The sequence below is a fragment of the Desulfosporosinus orientis DSM 765 genome (assembly GCF_000235605.1).
GTDB classification, from domain to species: Bacteria; Bacillota; Desulfitobacteriia; order Desulfitobacteriales; family Desulfitobacteriaceae; genus Desulfosporosinus; species Desulfosporosinus orientis.
Map to the genome: position 1 here is coordinate 2,540,098 of NC_016584.1, position 19,489 is coordinate 2,559,586.

Annotated in this window: 20 protein-coding genes and 2 pseudogenes; 16 read left to right on the top strand and 6 right to left on the bottom strand. The window is 40.7% G+C overall.

Annotated features, from left to right (window positions below; genetic code table 11):
* The first annotated feature begins 177 nt into the window (after window positions 1-177).
* Window positions 178-777, top strand: coding sequence for a type 1 glutamine amidotransferase family protein (locus tag DESOR_RS11880; RefSeq protein ID WP_014184834.1), 600 nt, complete (start codon window positions 178-180; stop codon window positions 775-777).
* 168 nt (window positions 778-945) lie between these two features.
* Window positions 946-1,935: a DUF3658 domain-containing protein gene (locus DESOR_RS11885; RefSeq protein ID WP_014184835.1), complete on the top strand. Its 990-nt coding sequence runs from the start codon at window positions 946-948 to the stop codon at window positions 1,933-1,935.
* A gap of 521 nt (window positions 1,936-2,456) precedes the next feature.
* Here DESOR_RS11885 and DESOR_RS30280 read toward each other — a convergent pair.
* Window positions 2,457-2,696: pseudogene (locus DESOR_RS30280) on the bottom strand (acetyltransferase); the annotation flags it as partial.
* 196 nt (window positions 2,697-2,892) lie between these two features.
* On the opposite strand from DESOR_RS30280, the gene DESOR_RS11890 reads away from it, so the two are divergent.
* The 4 genes from DESOR_RS11890 (at window position 2,893) to DESOR_RS11905 (ending at window position 5,715) form a co-directional block, all read left to right on the top strand.
* Window positions 2,893-3,393 carry a DUF6323 family protein gene (locus DESOR_RS11890; protein ID WP_014184836.1) on the top strand — a complete coding sequence of 167 codons (501 nt, stop codon included), beginning with the start codon at window positions 2,893-2,895 and terminating at the stop codon, window positions 3,391-3,393.
* Complete coding sequence (locus DESOR_RS11895) at window positions 3,380-4,744, top strand: DUF6179 domain-containing protein (protein ID WP_014184837.1); 1,365 nt, start codon at window positions 3,380-3,382, stop codon at window positions 4,742-4,744. The genes DESOR_RS11890 and DESOR_RS11895 overlap by 14 nt, the downstream gene beginning before the upstream one ends.
* A 144-nt stretch (window positions 4,745-4,888) precedes the next feature.
* On the top strand, window positions 4,889-5,509 hold the full coding sequence (locus tag DESOR_RS11900; RefSeq protein WP_014184838.1) for a MalT transcriptional regulator family protein: 621 nt from the start codon (window positions 4,889-4,891) through the stop codon (window positions 5,507-5,509).
* Between the two features lie 5 nt (window positions 5,510-5,514).
* Window positions 5,515-5,715, top strand: coding sequence for a hypothetical protein (locus DESOR_RS11905; protein ID WP_014184839.1), 201 nt, complete (start codon window positions 5,515-5,517; stop codon window positions 5,713-5,715).
* A 52-nt stretch (window positions 5,716-5,767) separates the two neighbouring features.
* On the opposite strand, the gene DESOR_RS30285 is transcribed toward DESOR_RS11905, so the two are convergent.
* Window positions 5,768-6,034, bottom strand: a complete 267-nt coding sequence (locus DESOR_RS30285; RefSeq protein ID WP_042331136.1) for a hypothetical protein — start codon at window positions 6,032-6,034, stop codon at window positions 5,768-5,770.
* 59 nt (window positions 6,035-6,093) lie between these two features.
* Here DESOR_RS30285 and DESOR_RS28050 point away from each other — a divergent pair, with 59 nt between their 5' ends.
* Both DESOR_RS28050 and DESOR_RS28055 read left to right on the top strand, forming a co-directional pair.
* Window positions 6,094-7,176, top strand: a complete 1,083-nt coding sequence (locus tag DESOR_RS28050) for a helix-turn-helix transcriptional regulator (protein ID WP_148265267.1) — start codon at window positions 6,094-6,096, stop codon at window positions 7,174-7,176.
* Between the two features lie 130 nt (window positions 7,177-7,306).
* Window positions 7,307-7,585, top strand: coding sequence for an acyl-CoA dehydrogenase family protein (locus DESOR_RS28055; protein WP_242832496.1), 279 nt, complete (start codon window positions 7,307-7,309; stop codon window positions 7,583-7,585).
* Here DESOR_RS28055 and DESOR_RS28060 read toward each other — a convergent pair.
* A pseudogene (locus DESOR_RS28060) lies at window positions 7,551-7,963 on the bottom strand (sensor histidine kinase); the annotation flags it as partial. The gene DESOR_RS28055 and the pseudogene DESOR_RS28060 overlap by 35 nt on opposite strands.
* A 315-nt stretch (window positions 7,964-8,278) precedes the next feature.
* Between DESOR_RS28060 and nudC the strand changes: the two are divergent.
* Both nudC and DESOR_RS11940 read left to right on the top strand, forming a co-directional pair.
* Window positions 8,279-9,097 carry an NAD(+) diphosphatase gene (nudC, locus tag DESOR_RS11935; RefSeq protein ID WP_014184841.1) on the top strand — a complete coding sequence of 273 codons (819 nt, stop codon included), beginning with the start codon at window positions 8,279-8,281 and terminating at the stop codon, window positions 9,095-9,097.
* 64 nt (window positions 9,098-9,161) lie between these two features.
* Window positions 9,162-9,560 carry a secondary thiamine-phosphate synthase enzyme YjbQ gene (locus tag DESOR_RS11940; RefSeq protein ID WP_014184842.1) on the top strand — a complete coding sequence of 133 codons (399 nt, stop codon included), beginning with the start codon at window positions 9,162-9,164 and terminating at the stop codon, window positions 9,558-9,560.
* Between the two features lie 184 nt (window positions 9,561-9,744).
* Here DESOR_RS11940 and DESOR_RS11945 read toward each other — a convergent pair whose 3' ends face one another.
* Together DESOR_RS11945 and DESOR_RS11950 are read right to left on the bottom strand one after the other, a co-directional pair.
* A complete protein-coding gene (locus DESOR_RS11945) occupies window positions 9,745-10,296 on the bottom strand; it encodes a MarR family winged helix-turn-helix transcriptional regulator (protein ID WP_014184843.1) in 552 nt (183 codons plus the stop codon).
* A gap of 104 nt (window positions 10,297-10,400) precedes the next feature.
* Entirely contained in the window at window positions 10,401-11,678 is a 1,278-nt protein-coding gene (locus DESOR_RS11950; protein WP_014184844.1) for an acyl-CoA thioesterase/bile acid-CoA:amino acid N-acyltransferase family protein, read from the bottom strand.
* 539 nt (window positions 11,679-12,217) lie between these two features.
* Here DESOR_RS11950 and DESOR_RS11955 point away from each other — a divergent pair.
* From DESOR_RS11955 to DESOR_RS11970, 4 genes are all read left to right on the top strand, one after another.
* Complete coding sequence (locus DESOR_RS11955) at window positions 12,218-12,547, top strand: PadR family transcriptional regulator (RefSeq protein WP_014184845.1); 330 nt, start codon at window positions 12,218-12,220, stop codon at window positions 12,545-12,547.
* Complete coding sequence (locus DESOR_RS11960; RefSeq protein WP_014184846.1) at window positions 12,547-13,236, top strand: DUF1129 domain-containing protein; 690 nt, start codon at window positions 12,547-12,549, stop codon at window positions 13,234-13,236. Before DESOR_RS11955 ends, DESOR_RS11960 begins: the two co-directional genes overlap by 1 nt.
* Before the next feature lie 119 nt (window positions 13,237-13,355).
* Window positions 13,356-14,717, top strand: a complete 1,362-nt coding sequence (locus tag DESOR_RS11965) for an MATE family efflux transporter (RefSeq protein WP_014184847.1) — start codon at window positions 13,356-13,358, stop codon at window positions 14,715-14,717.
* Between the two features lie 54 nt (window positions 14,718-14,771).
* Entirely contained in the window at window positions 14,772-15,656 is an 885-nt protein-coding gene (locus DESOR_RS11970; RefSeq protein ID WP_014184848.1) for a hypothetical protein, read from the top strand.
* A gap of 175 nt (window positions 15,657-15,831) precedes the next feature.
* Here the strand turns inward: DESOR_RS11970 and DESOR_RS11975 are convergent, their stop codons facing one another.
* The gene (locus DESOR_RS11975) at window positions 15,832-16,428 is read right to left on the bottom strand and encodes a LysE family translocator (protein WP_014184849.1); all 597 of its coding nucleotides are present in this window, start codon (window positions 16,426-16,428) and stop codon (window positions 15,832-15,834) included.
* A 145-nt stretch (window positions 16,429-16,573) separates the two neighbouring features.
* Here DESOR_RS11975 and DESOR_RS11980 point away from each other — a divergent pair, with 145 nt between their 5' ends.
* Window positions 16,574-17,989, top strand: a complete 1,416-nt coding sequence (locus tag DESOR_RS11980) for an aminotransferase-like domain-containing protein (protein WP_014184850.1) — start codon at window positions 16,574-16,576, stop codon at window positions 17,987-17,989.
* A gap of 591 nt (window positions 17,990-18,580) precedes the next feature.
* A complete protein-coding gene (locus tag DESOR_RS11985; protein ID WP_014184851.1) occupies window positions 18,581-19,468 on the top strand; it encodes a fibronectin type III domain-containing protein in 888 nt (295 codons plus the stop codon).
* Window positions 19,469-19,489 lie beyond the last annotated feature (21 nt).

Genomic DNA, 19,489 nt, shown 5'->3' on the forward strand with positions numbered 1-19,489 from the left:
TTCGCCAAAGACCCATTTAGCGGACCTCGCAAAATCCATATTACTAATTAGGCTAATAATGAGTATATGAACAAACATAAGTGAATTTCATATTGTTATATTTTGAATACACAACACAGCTTTCTAAGATGGTAAAATGTTATCATCATTAATAAAGTTATGAGAGGTGGTTACATTATGAAAAAAGTCGTGCTATTTGTTATTTTGGATAAATATGCTGATTGGGAAGCCGCTTATCTATCGTCATTAATATTATCTTTAGGTCAAGATGACTATTCTGTGAAGACAGTTTCATTAACAAAAGATATCATTCAATCCATAGGAGGATTTACCGTTCTTCCGGACTATGATATTCAATCAGCTCCAACAGATTTTGAGGGATTAATTCTAATTGGTGGAATGTCATGGAGAAATGAGGCTGCACAGCAGGTTAAACCTTTGGTACAAAATGCATTTAACAATAGAAAAGTTTTGGGTGGTATCTGTGATGCTTCGGCTTTTCTCGGTACACTTGGTGTTTTAAATAAGGTTAACCATACCAGTAATGATTTAAATGACTTAAAGCAATGGGCTGGAAATGCATACACAGGAGAAGAAAAATATATCATGCAACAGGCGGTAAGAGATAATAATATTATTACAGCCAACGGTACAGCATCTTTGGAGTTTGCTAAAGAAGTAATGCTTGCGTTAGGAGCAGCACCTGAAAACAGAATTCTTGAATTATACAATTTCCATAAACTTGGTTACTACGGGGCACCTATGCCGAGCATGTAAATTTATTGGAGATAGATAGTTTATTACACCAAATGAGCATTATAGGGTGTTTAAATTAATTGGATTCCGTTTCGCATTATCCATATTAGGCTAAAAATGCCAAGTCACCCAGAATTTATTAAAGGATAATCGATATATAAGCAAATATGGATTTGAGAGGAGGATAATATGATTGAAATAGTATTCAGCGATAGTGCTTGTGGAAGTCTTAAAGTGGCACAGCACTATGGCGAGGGGAAATATCAAGGTGGGTGTATTGGCGTTATCGTTAGTCACGCGGATGGAAGCAAGCCAACCAAAGAGGAAGTTGAAGCTGCCCGACAAGAAGCAAAGGAAAAGGCACGCTTAGCGTGGGAGAGTGCTGTCCCCTTGGGTGGAAATACAGCAGACATCTATGGATTCAACTTGGTGCTGAGCGTTGGAGATATTTCGGAGAATCAGCCCGGTATCAAGCGGAAGCAGACTTTGGAACACTTATACAGCGTTTTTCCGAATGACGAGGGTCATCAGGTGGTTCAGGAAATGTTTAAAAGGGTAAAAGAAGATCTGAAAACGGTTCAGGAACGCGCAGCAGTGGGAGAATCCCTTCGAATCTGGTACAGCAATCAGCCTGATGAAATGTGTGGACTCTATTGGTTCATGGAGCAGTTGAATCAGTGGAAAGTGCATGGTAAACGGGTTTCTATTGTCAAGCTCCCGGAATGGGAAGCTGACGAAAAGGGAAATATCGTGCAGAAAAGTGGTTGGGGTGAAGTTGCTCCCGGAGAATGGCATCGGTATCTTGCCTTGCAAAAGCCTGTGCTACCAGTATTTGAACAAAGCTGTGCATCTCATTGGCAAGAGCTTCAAAGGGAGAACGCACCTTTGCGGGCCACGCTGAATGGACAGTTGATCAGTGCACCGGAAACCCTCTATGATGACTTTATCCTTCGTGAAATCGCAGCAGAAGGTGAGGAATTTCAGGAGGCAAAGGTTATCGGGCGGGTGATTGGTAAATATCAACTTGGAATTGGTGATCCCTGGGTCGCATTCCGTATAGAAGAAATGATTCGTGAAGGAAAACTTGAGGCTGTGTCTGCGGTTGCCGAAGATATGCCAGTCTATCATCGAGTGTTGAAAAAGTGTCCTTGCAATCCCCGTCAAAAAATCTATAATTAGAAATAGGTGGAAATTAAAAAGTCGCCGTTTTCTGTTCACGCCGGTTTGTTTTCCCGTTGATGGGGTTGGGTGTTTAGGATTCAGCAAATAACGAAGCATAGCGCATGTGTAGGGTAAAAAACTTCGCATGCGCTTTTTAATTTCCCCTATAAAAGCAGACGGCAGGACTGGGTCATGGCCCTTAAGGAAAAACAAACGGCTTGACGATTCTAAAGGAATAGATTTATAATCCAATTAAATGAACCGTTCGTTCAATTATTCGAGGTGTATGATGAAAAATAGAATGAGGTTATATAAACAATGCGAACTTCAATATTGAGGTGATTATACCATATATTTCTCCGGAATGTATCCCTCTGTGCCATCACAGCTCTGTGATGGCGTTTTATTTAATAATTCCGTTTTTGCTTCGTGTCAAAGTAAAATAAACCGTCACATTTGCGGCAACACTTATTGCTGCGGGAATACCCGACAGGGTAGTTATAGGACAATGAAAAAACAATGGGAAGCTGACGCGTACATCAGTTTCCCATTTTGCTCAAAATAAGCTGCTTGATTTCTTTGACTTTTTCAAGATCACCACTACACAGGGTTTCAAGGTTAGCGAATATTTTGCAAGGCTAATCCCACCAATTAACAGCGAGAAGATAATTAATAAGTTTATCATCAAATCTTTTTTTGAGCGTCTGGCAAGGGTTTCTGCCAGCAATATGGTATGCGGGAACGTCTTTCACCACCACTGAGTTTGCGGCAGTGATCGCGAGTATTAAAATAGGGGTTATGTTTTTCTAAAAATAAAAAAAGCAAACCATAAAAATAGTCTGCTTCATCTTGACAATAAGGAATTGTGATTGTATAATACTTAGTTAATTCAGTATATAAATAAACTAATTATATCATATCACATCTTGCTTGTGTTGTCAATACCTATTTTTTAAATTAGGAGGATTATTTTTTATGGCCTTTGAATTATCTTTGTTCAGCGGCGCTCTGGCAGAAAAGCAAGCTGTCAGTGAAGTCATGAAATGCAATGACCTGACTGTGAAATTTGGTCTTGTTCTGACAGAGGCACAAGCTCTGGCATTGGTTGAAACCCGCTCCTATGCATTAAAAGGAAATGGCCGTATTGAATTCGGCGGCGGCGTAATTGACAAGATAATCAAGGAATTTTGCGACTCACCTTATCTTTCAAGGCATAACTATGAAGAAACCTTGCATGACCTTTTAGAAACATTTTATTATTACAAGAACGAAACTCTTGATCTGATCAGCGATGACGACTTGATCAAGTATATGAAAAATGCTTTTAATGGAATATGCCAAGGCTCTCTTGAACTGCTGGCGGGGCGGGAACTCTATAAGCTTGCCCGAAACTTGCGCTATGGCTATGCTCCGGATTATGCAGAGGATGCTGTCCAATTGGCTGAGGACGAGGAGGATGAATATGGCAGATATTGATAAGATCCGCAGAATCAAGAGGGAAACATTAAGCAGTGAATATTATTTCAAATCCTTACTTGAGCAAGCCTATGTGTGGGGAATGTTGTCCGATACACAGCTTGAAAAAATACAATTTGACTGCCTCTCACTTTTGGCAAAGCAAACAGAGAGGTATAACAGCGGGGGCAGCACCTCGATCCCGGTAGAAGGAGCACAGAGTCTTCTAACCTCCATTATGTTCACCATCAGTGTAGGGTTAAAGACCTATCCTAACCCCGATGAAGCAGTGGCTGCACTACAAAAAGACGGCATCTCCCCTCTCTATCAAAAGGGACGTGAGGGTATTGACGGACTGATAAAGTCAACTAAAATCCTGCACTCTTCCATTATCAGTCATTTGCTGCAAACGGAAAATGTGTTTTACCATTCCACCATTGTGGACGGCATAAAGGGTTTTTTCAAACTGTATTACCCTGAATTTGCCGCACAGGAAATTCATATCACGGCAGACTATCCTGTTCATCACCGGCTGGAACGGTTGGCTGGGATTGAGTTTATTCAGAAGTATTTAGAGTGCATCTACTACGAAAATCTGTTTTGCCTTCAATTCTCTGCAGAGGATATTCATCATCTCCTTTGTGGCTGCGATGAACATTATGAACAGCTCCTCGTTAATATTTATGAGCCGGTGTTAGCTGCGGCTATGGGATGCATCCTTTCCGGCAGGGATATCCGCAGGTTGGAGATGGTGCCTTCTTCCCTCCAAATCCTCAATGATTTGTTTCGTGGCAAAAGAAGACCTCAAATCGAGGGGATTCTCAGGGAATCCGTAGGTCAACTGAGCGGGCTGCTGGAGCTGAGCGAGCCCTTAGAAAGGTATCTAAGGGGCAGTCTGCCTCAAATTGCTGGGGCAATCGAAAACGCAGTCCGGCTGCAAACCTTGGACCGTGTGTTCATCCTCCCCAAATATCCGGAAAATAACCCAAAGCTCGTCTTTTCCTTTGGAGAGAAGATGGAGGATGAAAACTATCGTAAGGTATTAGAAGAAATTAGGCAATGCCGCTATCTGACAGACAAGAAAGCCCTGATCAAACGTGAAATACATTCTCTTGCCGATTTAGAGGATGTTTTACTGGATGCAGAACTCAGTGAAAAAGAAATTCTCAGCATTTTTAGGGAGTTAAACCCTGCTGAAATAGCAGCGCTGCTTAAAAAACATCCGATGCCCTCTGCATTAGATCAATATGAGCTAAGGGTAAGGGAAATTGGACTAGGCCAGTGTTTGCAAAAGTTCCTGGCTGAGCTTCCGGCAAAGGAGAGGGATTTGATAAAGCAGGCAGCAGCTATACTGGATAGTTTAGAGATATAGTATGAATAGGTGGCTGAATGAAGGCCGATGCTTTTTAACGTTCAATATTTGACCCATGTGCTGTATAATAAAGGAAGAAGTTCACATTAGAGAATAATAGATGAAACGCTAAGCCCAAAGGCAGGGGCATAAGGGGGCAGAGCATTGCTGAAAGCTAAACTTCAGGCACCGGTTGTGAACCAAAAGATCATTAGCCGAGAAAAACTGCAAAGGAAATTCCGGCGCGTCCGGGAATGCCATCTGACCCTGGTCACCGCCCCCGCAGGCTCCGGAAAAACCACCGCCGTCCTGGAGTGGCTGGGTAAATGCGACCTGCCTTGGGCCTGGCTGTCCCTGGACGGGGGAGACAATCAGCCTGTGACTTTTTGGCGGTATGTTGGCGCTGCCCTGGACAAAATGGTCGGCGGCATCGCCAAAGACACAGAATATGTGTTGGCTTCCTCGGAGATGGTCAAAGCCCATATCCACCTCAACATCCTCATCGACCGCTTGGCGGAGGCTCCCACGGATTTCCTGCTGGTCTTGGATGATCTCCATGAGATCAGCGAGCCCTCGATTCTCAAAGGTCTATCCTATCTGATAGACTATCTGCCTGTTAAAATGCACCTGATTCTGATCAGGCGGAGGGAGCCGGAACTGGACCTGGCCAGGCAGCGGATTAAGTGGCAGGCTCAGTGGCTGGGGAACAAGATCTGCGTTTTCAGGAAGAAGAAATTTCCCGCTTTTATCAGGCCAGAGGCTATAGCCTTCCTGAGGAGGAACTGAAAAAGGTGGAGAGCTATACGGAAGGGTGGGCCGCAGCCATGGTAGCTGTGGCCATGTCCATGGAAACTGTCGGCGGGGATAACGCTCTTGCCGCCCTCACTCAATCCAGCCGGGATATTGAAGAATATCTCCATGCGAGGTGCTCAGTACCTGGAGGCCTGAGCGACGGGCCTTTGCCCTCAAAACCTGTATTTGCGGGAGTTTGAAATTGGGAATGAACTAGCAAAAAATGAGTGACGTCCCTACAAGGGCGTTTTTTTATGTATTGTTTTGTTGGACAATACCTGCCTGCATATGAACGAGAAGAATAAAAATATTATCAAGTTCGGACCGCAGCAGATCCCATGGCAATGAGATGATCCGAGGCGTAAGTTTTTCAAGGCGGATTTCGCTGTGAAGTTCCGCGTTTTTCAAAATTGCCTTTAAAGCCACTGTAATCTTATCCTCTGATCTCTGCTCGATCATTTGCTGCATGGATTTGATGATAGTTTGCTGGGATTTCTGAGGAAAAAGTTTGTATCCCAATTAATATCAAAATAAATCCTTACTATTATGGTATCCTGTTCTCAGGAGGAGGAGGTCTCATGATGCAATCTGAGATTGAAAAGGCGGTTCTGTATGTTGAGGAAAATCTGACAGGAAATCTTTCTTTAAGTGATGTGGCGCAATACTGCGGGTATTCACCGTATTATGTTTCTGTGCTGTTCCATCAAGCTTTTGGCGAAACTTTGAAAAGTTATATAAAAAAGCGCCGACTTACTTGTGCGGCAGAAGATATTAAGAACACACAAATAAGCATTATCAATATTGCAATAAAATACGGTTATTCCTCGCAGGAAGCTTTTTCCCGAGCTTTTGCTGATATGTTCGGTATAACACCCAATAAATATCGACGTACTAAATCACCAATTCAGGTGACATATAAAAAAAGAACTTCAATAATTTGTGGTAATGAAGGAAATGGAGTTATGAATAATATAGTCAGAAATCTTCAAGTGAGAATTGAAGAAAAATATCCGGTTAACATTCTTCACGTTCTCAATGGACTGGATATGCTTAAGAAATTTAAAAAGAGTCGACTAATTAATGAAAAACAAACTTATGTACCATTTAATGAGGCAATGTGCTGGGGAGAAACTGCTATCGAAATATTTTCAGATTCTTTCATAGAAAAAAGAGTCAATTCATTAAAAACGACAGAAGCTGAGTATCATAGGATAGTGCTGGAGCCTTTAAAACCTATTTTTAACAAAGAATTTGATATTATTGTCTTATGGTTTGGAGATGATATGTTTTGTCAAATAAATTTGATTACAATTTTAGCATATCTTGAACAGATTAAATATCAAGGTGATGTTCTTTTTTGCATGGCACTTGAAAGAATTTCAGGAATGTTTCCAGATGCATTTGAGATTGATATTAATGGATATGTTAATATCTATGAGGCTGTTTTATGTGAACACAAAATGCCTGATTCAAAAGTGCTGCCTGTAACCTATCAAGCAATAAAAATGTATTTAAACTATATGGAAGAAGAAAGCCCGATTTTAAAATATATCAGAAGCAATTTAGGCAAAGAGAATCTTATGGCTGAACTATTCGCGCTTTTCCCTGAGTATGGGCTTGGGGATTTGCAATATCAAGGGATAATTGATGGGAACTTATAATAAATCATTACAACTCATTATAAAAGGAGGACTAATCATGGATTTCAGAAAAACGGAAGAACAGGAACTTCTGCTGAAAGTCTCAGAGAGCTTGTAGAAAGGGAAATGCCGGAAAGCTATCTCAAAGAATGTGATAAAAAACACGAGTATCCGGCTAAATTGGATAAGGCTTTGGTTGACAACGGTTTTTCTCTGTTGGGGGATTCCTGAAGAGTACGGCGGTACACCGGCCGATATCCTGACTCAGATTTTAGTCATTGAGGAAATCGCCAAAGCCGGAGGACCGTTCTATCTTTTTACAACGGCTATACAAATTGATGACATGCTGACCTTCGGAAATGAAGAGCAAGTCAGACTAACGATGGAACATACCATCAAGACGGGAGATGCAGCCTTCTGCTTGGGGTGACGATGAAGGTTGTGCCTTTTCCTTGCACGCTTTCTACCTCACAATACCGCCGTGCAGCTCCACAATTTTTTTTACAAGGGACAGCCCCAGACCATTGCCGCCAAGGGAGCGGTATCGGGATTTATCCACTTTGTAGAAGCGCTCAAAGATATGGATCTGATCTTCCGATGAGATACCCATGCAGTTGTCGGCAATGGCGCAGATCGTTTTCCCAACCTTTGTGGCAAGGGTAATGTGAATCCTACCACTCTCCGGCGTAAATTTGATGGCGTTGTGCAGGAGATTAATCCAGACTTGGGAAAGAAGTTCCTCGTCAGCGGAAACAATGGCTTTGTCGAGTTCGGCTGTTATAGAGATATTTTTCTTCGACCATTGGGGGGGCCGGTAAAATCACCGCGCTTTGCAATTGTCGCAGATATATGGATCATCATCAACAATCAGGATGGTATTCATGCCAAGGCCTCCGTTCTCAAATAGTTGTTTTTATTTTAACACGCCAATATAAACGGAGGATAAACAGAGGCCTTCTCGACGCTGTGACGGACGGGCACCGGAGGGCTTTGGGCGTTTTTGGTATTTGAAATATAAAGGGAATTTCCATTCTTAAGAAGAAGTATTAATGGTGGAACAGATATTGGGGTAAAGAGAACTGTAAAATTGAAGATAGCTTTTCATAAGAAAAGAGGATGCTTAGTGTTTAGCAAAGTTGATGGGGATTCAATGGAATATTGGTTGTTGTTTAAAGGGAATAAAATACTCATTTCAGAAGATAAAGTGCTGGAATTTACTTTACCGGAGATTGATTTCTTTAAATTAAGCAAGAAGCTGGTTCGTAGTCAATTCCTGGGCCAAGTGGAGGGGCGTTCTTATTATGCGGCAGAACTTACCCCGGAGATTGTTGCTCCGGAAAATATGTTGTTTTGCGACTTGTATCGTTTACTTGGCAAGATCCCGGATGCTTTGTTTTTCTTAGCAGGTAAAGCCTATCAAATTCTACATTGGGATCGTACCCATCAGTACTGCAGCCAGTGCGGAGCTCGGACAGAAAACAAAATAGATGAAAAGGCTAAGCTTTGTCCATCATGCGGGCTTGTAAACTATCCAAGAATTTCTCCGGCAATTATAGTGGCGATTACAAGAGACCGCGAAATATTATTAGCGAAGGGGAGTCGCTTTCAAGCCGACTTCTATAGTGTTTTGGCTGGTTTTGTAGAGCCGGGGGAAACATTTGAAGAGTGTGTGCAAAGAGAAGTCAGAGAAGAAGTTGGCCTGGAAGTTAAAAATATTAGATATTTTAGCAGCCAGCCTTGGCCCTTCCCGGATTCTCTGATGGTTGGTTTTACAGCGGAATACGCTGGTGGGAACATAAATATTGATGAAAATGAAATCTTGAATGCCGGATGGTTTGATGTGGATCAGCTTCCGCTGATACCTAGAACCGGAAGTATAGCCCGGAGTTTAATCGATTGGTTTATAGAACAGGTGAAAAGTGAGGAGACAAGTTCTACTTGAAAAAATAAGTGTGGGCTATACTAGTGTCTAGTATTTAGGTGATGAGATAGATTGGAGAGCAATCATGATTCATAAGATACATTTGAAAACTAGAAAACGGGACGAAATGCTGGATATAACATACGAAGTAGAGAAACTCCTGGTGCAGGAAAATGTCCAAGAAGGTCTAGTGGTAATATATTCATCCCACACTACGGCAGGGATCACTATCAATGAAAATGCTGATCCGGATGTACAGAAGGACTTTCTGCAGAGACTTGATGAGATTTATCCATGGAACCTGGCTAGCGATAGGCATTTTGAGGGTAATTCTGCTGCGCACTTAAAAACAAGCACTGTAGGGGCATCTCAAACTGTCATTGTTCATCATGGAAAATTGCTCTTAGGCCGTTGGCAGGGCATTTATTTTTGCGAGTTTGACGGTCCTCGAGAGCGTATTTGTTATGTAAAGATCCTTATGTAACGAGACTTTTGGCTGGATTTAAAACTTCCGGATTATATGTCCATGATTCAAAATGCCGATCTTATTCTGGTCATGCAGGACGGCGATATTATCGAAAGTGGAAGCCACGAGGAACTGTTGGCCAGGAAAGCCTTTTTATAATGATATGGCGTAATAAAACGACGCGGTTAATCCAAATTCAGGGTTAACTGCGTCGTCTTTTTTCAAATCTTTCAAGCCCTTCACGAAGTTCTTCTTCCGTATAGGTATTGGGGATCTGGACCTTCTCTTCGAATCCGTCCATTTTGACACCGTCAAAATGATAGAGTTTCAACAGCAATTGCCATAAAACATCCAATTCTTGTTGGATAAAGCCCCTAAATATATCTGCCATGTAATCGACGGTGACGTTTTTTGCGCATTTGACCATAATATCAAGTCCTGCTTGGGTCATGCGTACGTTGATGGCGCGCTTGTCCTTCAGACTGGGAAGGATAGTTACAAATTCCTTTTTCTGCAGACTGTTAATGATCTGGGTGACGTTCTGTTTTGTGGTACCGAGTTTGTTGGCAATATTGACAAAGGTGGTCTCATCTTCCGGCAAATGAAGAATCGCCAAAATTGTCATATATTGTCTTGATGTCAACGGATCACAGTATGCATCGCCTGCCATTTGCACTTTATTTGATGTAGCGATCAAGGTGGCAAAAACCTGCTCCATCGTATGTAATATTTTCAACTCTTTGTTAAAATCCATTGGGCATTAACCTCTTGAATCCTGCCTGATTAGTTAGCTTTCTTTTTATAATACCATAAATGCAATTTCATAGACAGATAATAGTGCGCGCTAATGTTGTGACGCTAAGATGCCTGAAAGAATGCAATCGTCTTCTTCCAAGAATCATATTGAGCGTTGCTGTTGCCTTCAACGGTGCCTCCGGAAGTGAAGATACCGCCATGCATCGGCATCCGAAGTGTTAAGGTGATGGGAAGAATATACGGGATCGGCAACGGGTGCCCCATGTCCTCATAAGCCAAAAGCTTGACATCTTGAATATAGTCATTTGACTTGGCAGCTTTGAGGAGTTCCAGACAACCGTCATAACTATTCCATATATTATCCGATTTACCGCAGATCAGAAGAAGGTCCGCCGAAGCATTTTCGATTTTAATACGCGCTTCTTCACGGTTCGTTGCTTTCTCAATTGCGCGTTTATAAGTACTGGCAAATCCGAACGGAGAGTTGTTTTCGACGTCTTTATTTAATTCTTCGAAAAAGATGTTGTTCTCGACCGGAATAAAGGGTGTTGAAGCACCTCCGTAAGACCAAGAAGAGACGAGATTTCCGCTCATTAAGCCGTTTAGAGCTTGAAAACAATAGGTGTGCGGTTCAACGGCAACTACCTTTTTAACTTGGGGATAGCGCGAAGCGAGTAATAGTGCGAGTTCTCTGCCTTTAGATGTTCCATGCAGATAGATATCACCCATTTGTGTCAGGTTGCTCGTTTCAATCCAATGAAAGACCTTTTCGAAACATTCAAGAGGTACCATCTCAAGTCGTTCCGGCAAATCTTCTGCACCGAAATAAGGGATGACGAGGACAGTGAATCCTCTGGAAGCAAGCGGTGCGGCCAATAGGCTAAGCGCTTCCATTTGTCCGTCGGATCCGCCGAGCATTAAAATCGTCTTGCGTGTTGGGTCACCGTTGTGGAAGAGCCGACCGTTAAACGAATCGTAGATAGGGGTCACGATAATATCGTCTGTTTTAAATAATCTTTTTATCTGTAAGGTTTCCCTTTGCATATCGGTTTCAAAGGTGAAGTGAAAAACCATCGGATGATCGATGGTAATATTAGTTGCTAAGTCTTGGTTGAGAGGCTCAGTTACTTGCAGGGAATAAACCAATCCCATCGGATTCGCATGTTCATAAGTGCCTTCAATTGGGGCAACGGTGTTCAAATCGACGATGCCTGTGGAATCGGCAATGTAATTGGCATAAGAGGAAAATTCGACACTTGGGCACCAGGGCAGAGTAGTTTTCAATTGAATATTTAATCGGCTGTAAGGGGTTAGCCCTGAAATAACGGTTTGAATTTGGTCATCGACCATCGAGGTTGTTTCGTTTACTTCAATTTGCATTATGATTGGTTCTCCTTTACATCCATTAGGTATTTTGCTTAACATGAATAAACAATATATTGTCTAAAATATAGTATAGAAAATCGCTCATGGTCAATATATTGTCTAAAAAAATCTTTGTAGATGTCTGTGCCCCATCAACGTCTATGGCGTAGAAAAAACTGGTAATCCTAAATTTATTAAACTGTGTAATATTTTTTATCTAAATGTGACTCATTTTCAGCTTTAAGATATTAAACTTATACAAGTTAGGATTGGGTAAGTAACTGCATTGTATAATGTTGGTTCTCATTCAGGTCTATCATCTGGATCCGCCGACCTTTGCTGTGCGGGGCTTGAGCATGGGCTTACAGATGTTTCCAGGGGAGGCCGATTTTGTGACTTTGTCTTTTGTGCCGAGCAGGTTTGAGATACAGCTATGAAGGAGACTTCATGGCTGTTATTAGTTTTTGACATTGGCCCTACTATGTATTACAATGTAGCAAGCTACTATGTATCACATTATAGTTAGCATGGGAACTAAGAAAGCAGGAAGAATTATGTTTGATAAATCCCAACTGATGCGCGGAACATTAGAGGGCTGTATCTTAAAGATTATCAGTTTGGAGGTCACCTACGGTTATGAAATAATGTTGAAACTAACAGATTATGGTTTCGCTGACATACGTGAAGGTACAATTTATCCGCTGCTTGTAAGACTGGAAAAGAAAGACCTTATCTACGGGGAGTTTAGACCTTCTCCGCTAGGGCCAAGCAGAAAATATTATTTTATAACCCAAAACGGCCTAGAAGCATTGAATTCTTTTGAAGCATATTGGAAGAGTATTTCTGTGGCGGTAAGCAAGATTTTAACTTTGGAGGGAAAGTAATGGCTAATCAGTTAGAGAAGCTGCGCAAAGAAAATAATGTTCTAGACAGGCAATTATCAAAAGAAAACAATGCTATTATAACGGATATGGTGTGCTATCTAAGATCATCGGACTTATGTGACTATGATATTGAAATAATTCGTAAAGAACTCACAGGTATGGCCCTGGAAACTCAATTGAGGAATGAAAAATTTGATGACGTTATTGGTGATGACTATAAATCATTATGTAACGAGCTGATGAAAAATGGCAGAACGAAAACACTATATGAAAAAACATTGACATTGTTGTACATCCTTGTTTATGGCGTTGGTACGTTGTATCTGGTGGAGATTCTTTTCTCCTCAACAATCATCAATATATTTAAGCTCGGTCAATTCACTATGCCAATTACGTCAGGATTTCTCATTTCATCCCTTTTGGCAGTGGTTATTGCGTTTGGTGTTTATGGTTATTTCACTCGGAATTCCTTCGAATTCTCTAAGCATAATCGCAAAACCCAAATAGTATTTATCATCGGTTTTACGGCAGCGTGGGCGGTAGTAATGTTAACAAAAGTATTTATGGGGAAAAACACTATAATATCGATCAATTGCATATATCCCATTGTGTTCCTGGCAATTGCTTTTGTATTGTTAAAAACGTTGGAAGACCAATACGTTAACAATTTATTTAAGACATATAACTAGGATTAGTATTCTTTTTCTAAACTTTTTAGTCTAGGGAGTTATTTTAAGTAAAGATAAAATGTTCATCAGGCAGACGGGATATTCCTGACGAATGTTCCTAACGAAGGGAATTATCAGAAATGGAGCAAACACATTCAATTAAAGAAAAGCTCAGGCAGTTTTTCATCATACTTTTTCCGATTCTGGTCACTCAAGTTACACTTTTCTCAATGACCTTCTTTGATACCATGATGTCAGGGCAGGCTAGTCCCTCTGATTTGGCCGGAGTAGCTATAGGCTCAAGCCTCTGGGTTCCGGTCAGCACCGGATTAGGCGGAGTTTTTTCAGCTATCACACCGATTGTGGCCCATTTAATCGGTGGCAGACGGAATTATGAAGTCGCCCACAAAGTAATTCAGGGTGTCTACTTAGCGATAATTCTTGCCGTTTGTGTTATTTTAATAGGCAGTCTGACTTTGGACTGGGCCCTTTCATCGATGATGCTTGAATCAGGAGTCCGGGAAATCGCGCGCAAATATTTAATCGCACTGGCCTTTGGAATTCCGGCCCTTTTCGTTTATCAGATCCTGCGTTCATTTATGGACGCCTTGGGCGAAACCCGGATTACCATGTTGATGGCGCTGCTTTCATTGCCTATCAACGTCTTGCTTAACTATATCCTGATTTTTGGGAAATTCGGTTTTCCGGCTTTGGGGGGCGTGGGTGCCGGTATAGCTTCAGCGCTGTCCTATTGGTTTTTAATCCTGATTGCCATCTGGATAATAGTGCGTCATCCGGCATTTTCTGCCTATCATGTCTTCGGCAAAGGCTATCCCATTTCCCTTCCAACTTGGGGTGAACAATTGAAAATCGGGATTCCCATTGGGTTTTCCATCTTCTTTGAAACCAGCATCTTTGCTGCAGTGACTTTGCTCATGAGTGCCTTTGACACCGCGACCATCGCTGCTCACCAAGGGGCGATGAATTTCGCAAGCATGATTTACATGATTCCGCTGAGCTTTTCCATAGCGATGACGATACTGGTGGGCTTTGAGGCAGGAGCTCACCGTTTTCAGGATGCAAGGCTTTATTCCCGGCTGGGAATTGTCAGCTCGCTGGTGATGGCCGTGCTCACAGCCATTATCTTGCTCAGCTTCCGGGAGCAGATCGCCGGTTTATACTCCAAGGAATTGAAGGTTATTCAGCTTACCCAACAGTTTCTGATCTTTGCTTTGTTTTTTCAGTTCTCCGATGCCATCGCTACTCCTATTCAGGGTATCCTGCGCGGCTATAAAGACGTCACTGTACCCTTTATAACAGCTCTGGTTGCCTATTGGTTAGTGGCTTTGCCGGCAGGTTATCTCCTTGCCCATTTCAGTTTGTTAGGAGCCTTTGGTTACTGGGTCGGGCTGATTGCAGGAATCAGCTTCAATGCAGCCGCTTTGCTGAGACGGCTCTATATGGTTCAAAACAAACGAGTTGCCAGAGTGGAAATGCTCTAAACTACTGCTTATTATAATGAAGGCCTTTGCTAAAATAGAGGGGGAATAATAGTCATGCAGGTAATAAGAGCTGAGGACAACATATCCTTTATTCAAAACAGAAGCCATACAATAGTTACTGACAATAAAGACGGTACCGGAACAGTGCAAAGAAATATCTATGCAGTAGCAGACAGAATTTGGCTGGACGAGGAATTCTCAGGTAATTACGGGATGGCCTATAAGTATAAGCTGAAATTTGCGAATCAACTATGTCAGGAAGGTTTTGTCGTTGAAAAAGGAAAAGATGAATATGGTCACTATATCCTTTTTTTCAATAGTAAAGCCTTTATGTACCTGCATAATAAGGAGGAACGTCCCAGTATTCCTTGTGGTCCGGCAGAAATGAATTTAATTATAGCTCCTGAAATGATAGAAGGTTCGGATGAATTAATAAAAAATTTCAAGGGAAGTTGGCCAAGTTTTCACGAAGCAAGGATTCGAATTATAGAAAAGTCTATGAAATCCATGATTCTGGAATTTTATGGAGGATTTCTGTCGTATGAAGTAGTACGATTGTTTATAGAGGATATTATTTCTCAAAGTTATGATCAGAATAGCCTTGAAAGCTTTGAAGAATTAACCAGCCTTGAATTTAGAAAAGCTGAAACTCATATGGAAGTGTTGCTGTTTAATGACTATATGACCCAGAGGTTACCCGAAGGTTTTGATGATTCGGTGTTTAACGATCCGGAATTTGATATTAATACCATTGAGCATTTATGGGTGATTGAAGAATATCAGAATCATGGTGTCATCTCCTGTAAGAATCTAAAAATGACGGTGTCAATTGATGAAGAGGAAAAAAGGAAAGAAGAAGAATCGTTTAAGAAGTTTCTAGAGGAATGCCAAAAAAATCCGTTTTCATTAGATACTTGGAATAAGTCAATAAAAGTTTGATGCGGTTATTGGTAATCTGAAGGTCGCAGTAAATGACCATTTGAAAAATATTTACGCTGGTGAACTAGTGTTTGGAGATTGAAAAATCGGCGGTTTTGAGTGTCTGATTAATCTGGATTAGTCGTCTCAAAACCGCCGATTTTTTAAACTGGTGGGCGTGGTTCAACCACAGTGATTAGAAAAAGCGCAAATATAGGTCGTGGTATAAAATGGATAAGGCAATGTAAGTCAAGATTAAAGACATTATCTTATTGAAGAAAAGAATCACTTTTTGGTTCTGAATAATATCGGAGAAAAACTGGCCGATAATAGCATATAAAGCTGGTGCCCCAAAAACAAGCAGGGTAAAAAAGATAGCCATGTAAAGAATTTTAATCCCGGTGATATTTAATTGAGGAAAATAAATGGTTACAACAGGCATTACAGCAATTATAGCCTTTGGATTGAAAATCTGCATAAGAAAGCCATCGCGAAATCCTATCTTCGTAAAAAAAGCTTTATTTAAATCAACATTAGAGAGGAATATTTTATAAGCTAAATAGAGCATGTATATACCGCCAATCAAGCTGATGGGCCATAAGTCATGGGATGGAAGCAGCAGGCTGCCAAAGAATCCGATCAATATGTACAGGACGAAAATAGCTAAACTAACACCGGCATAAAAAGGTAAGCCATCTTTGAATTTTCGGTTTAAGCCTATATTGGCAGCGGTAATAGTTACAGGACCAGGTGTATACATAATGGTTATTGAATAAATTATCATTTGCAGCATCTCGTTTTACCTCCTAACTAGTGATACAATTGATTATAAATCACTTGATAAGAGTAATACAATTGTTATATTGTATTAGATACAAATTTAATGAATTGTAGGAGATACAATTGTTAGAAATATCGAGATAAAAGAAGGTAATACGATGAAACTGGATCAATATGGTAACGAAATAAGCTGGATACCGAAACTAAATACAAGGGATGATATCCCCTTATATCAAGCCCTTGTGCAAGCAATACAAGATGATATTAATAAAGGGATACTGATGCGTGGTTATAAAATGCCGCCGCAACGTGTACTTGCTAACCAACTTGGCCTTAATCATGGTACGGTTACAAGAGCGTATAAAATTTGTGAAGAAAAAGGTTTGGTTAAAGGTATTGTTGGGAAAGGGACCTTTATAGCTGCAAGTCCCGGACTACCCATCTCATTATTAACGGATCATAAAGATACTGATTTGATTAGTTTAGGTATGGCAATCCCTCTTTATGAATGCAATCCTTTAATTGAAACGCACATTAAACAAGTCCGGGATTCCATGGATTATGGCTTAACCATGACTTATTGTCCGCCGGAAGGACATATTAAACATCGCTATGTTGCGGCTAATTGGCTAATAAAGTATAAAATCAATGTTGAGGCTGAAAACATTCTCATTACATCGGGAACACAAAATGCGTTGGCTATTATTCTTATGACACTTTTTGAAAAAGGGGACAGAATCGTTGTTGATGAATACACATATACAGGTTTAATAAGTTTAGCTTCATATATGAGTGTTATTCTAATTCCTGTATTGGGAGATGAACAGGGTATGGATATTGAAGATTTAAAGTCCACCTGTAAACGGGAACAACCTAAGGGCATCTATTTAATGGCAGATTATCACAATCCGACCACAGTAACCTTGAGTGTTGAAAGAAGAAAAGCGCTGGCGAAAGTTATTGAAGACAATAATTTACTGCTTATAGAAGACGCCACCTTTAGCTTTAGTCTGGAAAAGAAAATTAAGCCGGTAAGCGCATATATTCCGGAGCAGAGTCTGTTTATAATGGGTACATCAAAAGCAATTAGTCCGGCTTTTCGTATATCGTATATTGCTGCTCCGTCATCTCTGGTTGAGAAGTTATCCCATGGACTTAACAACATTATCTGGATGGCATCGCCATACACTTCGGAAATTGTATCACTTCTTCAATCAACTGGGGCATATGAACGCATAGAAGAAGAAAAAATCCGCTTGCTTAAAGAACGCAATAAACGTTTTGATGAAATTATGACAGGATACGATGTATTACCGGCCCCAACTTCATGTTATCGATTTCTTCAGCTGCCAAGCAACTATGATGATGTTGAATTAGAATACTTGGCATTAGAAAAAGGTGTTCAAATTTTATCTGCTAATCGATTCTATGTAGGATCGAAACCTGAAAAACCAACGATTCGGCTGGCTGTCAGTGCACCAAATACCCTGGAAGAACTGGAAATAGCACTAAATATTATCAAAGAATTACTGGATAATTATCGAAGACGAAAAAGTCTCTACCCAGTTCTGTAATTTATGTCTATCAACTTAGTGAAGTGTTAATGCAAAGAAGTTAGTTAACAAGATGTCGCCAAGGCCTCAGTGGGTTTTCGCGACATCTTTTTGTCTACTCAACGCACGTTGGTGTTACTTCATTGAAGATTTTATGAAGTTATTATTCCAGTGACAGGTCACGTGGAGACCGTGGTAGTGCTATATGAGGGTGGTGAATAGTAAAGATTCAGTTGCTTTTCAGTAAAGATTCAGTTGCTTTTCAGGGAATAATTATCATTTCTAGTATACTTATTATAGGATTTATGTTAATAGTAATACTCGTATACTTGGTTAAACCCTACCCCAAAACATACGAATTTCATCTAGTTAAATGAGTCAAAAAGCCTTGTAAATTTGCGCACCGTTGTGTTTCTTTGGCTATAGAGACTTGCTAAATCACTTTTTGGGCTTTCAGTTGGTCTCGCAACGAGTGATGGAAAAGGCTAATGACCATTTCGGTGTGGGTGAAACCTTCTCCAGCTCTTCAAGGAGAACTTAATCACTTTATTTACTTCAACTACATACGTCCTGTTTATTATTACTCTATAATTTAAGAGGAGGTAATAATTAATGTTCAAATCTGGTAAAAAAGTATTCATTGGTGCTTTAACTGTAGGGTGCTTATTTGGGGGGAGTGTACTGTCAAATGTAACAGTAGCAAATGCTGACACAATACAAGGAAACTCCCAGCAAATGATAGGCTTTCAAACAGGAATGGACGATCAGAGGCTGTTGAATATGTGGCTTCAATTGGGTATTTCTAATCAACAACAATCTGGGGAACAGCCTGGACAACGAGTTAGACAACAATTTGGGCAACAGCCTGGACAACGAGTTGGACAACAATCTGGAGAACAGCCTGGACAACGAGTTGGACAACAGCCTAGTCAACAACTGTCGCCAATTAATATCATTACACAAGTTGCAAGTATTCTAAACGTCGAGGAACAAACCATTACTGATGAATTACAAGCTGGCAATAACTTGGTTGAAATCGCTGAAAGTTATGATGTTAGTGAAGCCACTCTTTTGACGGAGCTAGAGGATCTTCTAGGCGATGCTATTGATGATGCAGTAACGGCGGGCACTATTACTGAAACTCAAGCCACAGAAATGAAAAGCCAATTAACTGAACGTCTGACACAACTTGTCGAGAGCACATTTAACAATTCGAACAGTTCTCTGTCGGCCCCAACTGATCTTACCGCTACAGTTGAAAGTTCCAGTGAAATATACCTAGACTGGGATTCTGTTAGTGATGCGACATCCTATTATATTTATAGAGCAACCTCTTCTTCAGGAACTTACTCAAAGATTGATACCGTTAAAGCCACAAGTTATACTGATACTGACTTGTCAGATGATACAACCTATTATTATAAAGTAAAGGCTGTAAACAGTTCTGATACAAGCGCATATTCATCAATAGTTCATGCTACTACAGAGGAAGAAGACTAGTATCAATATATACTATAAAAT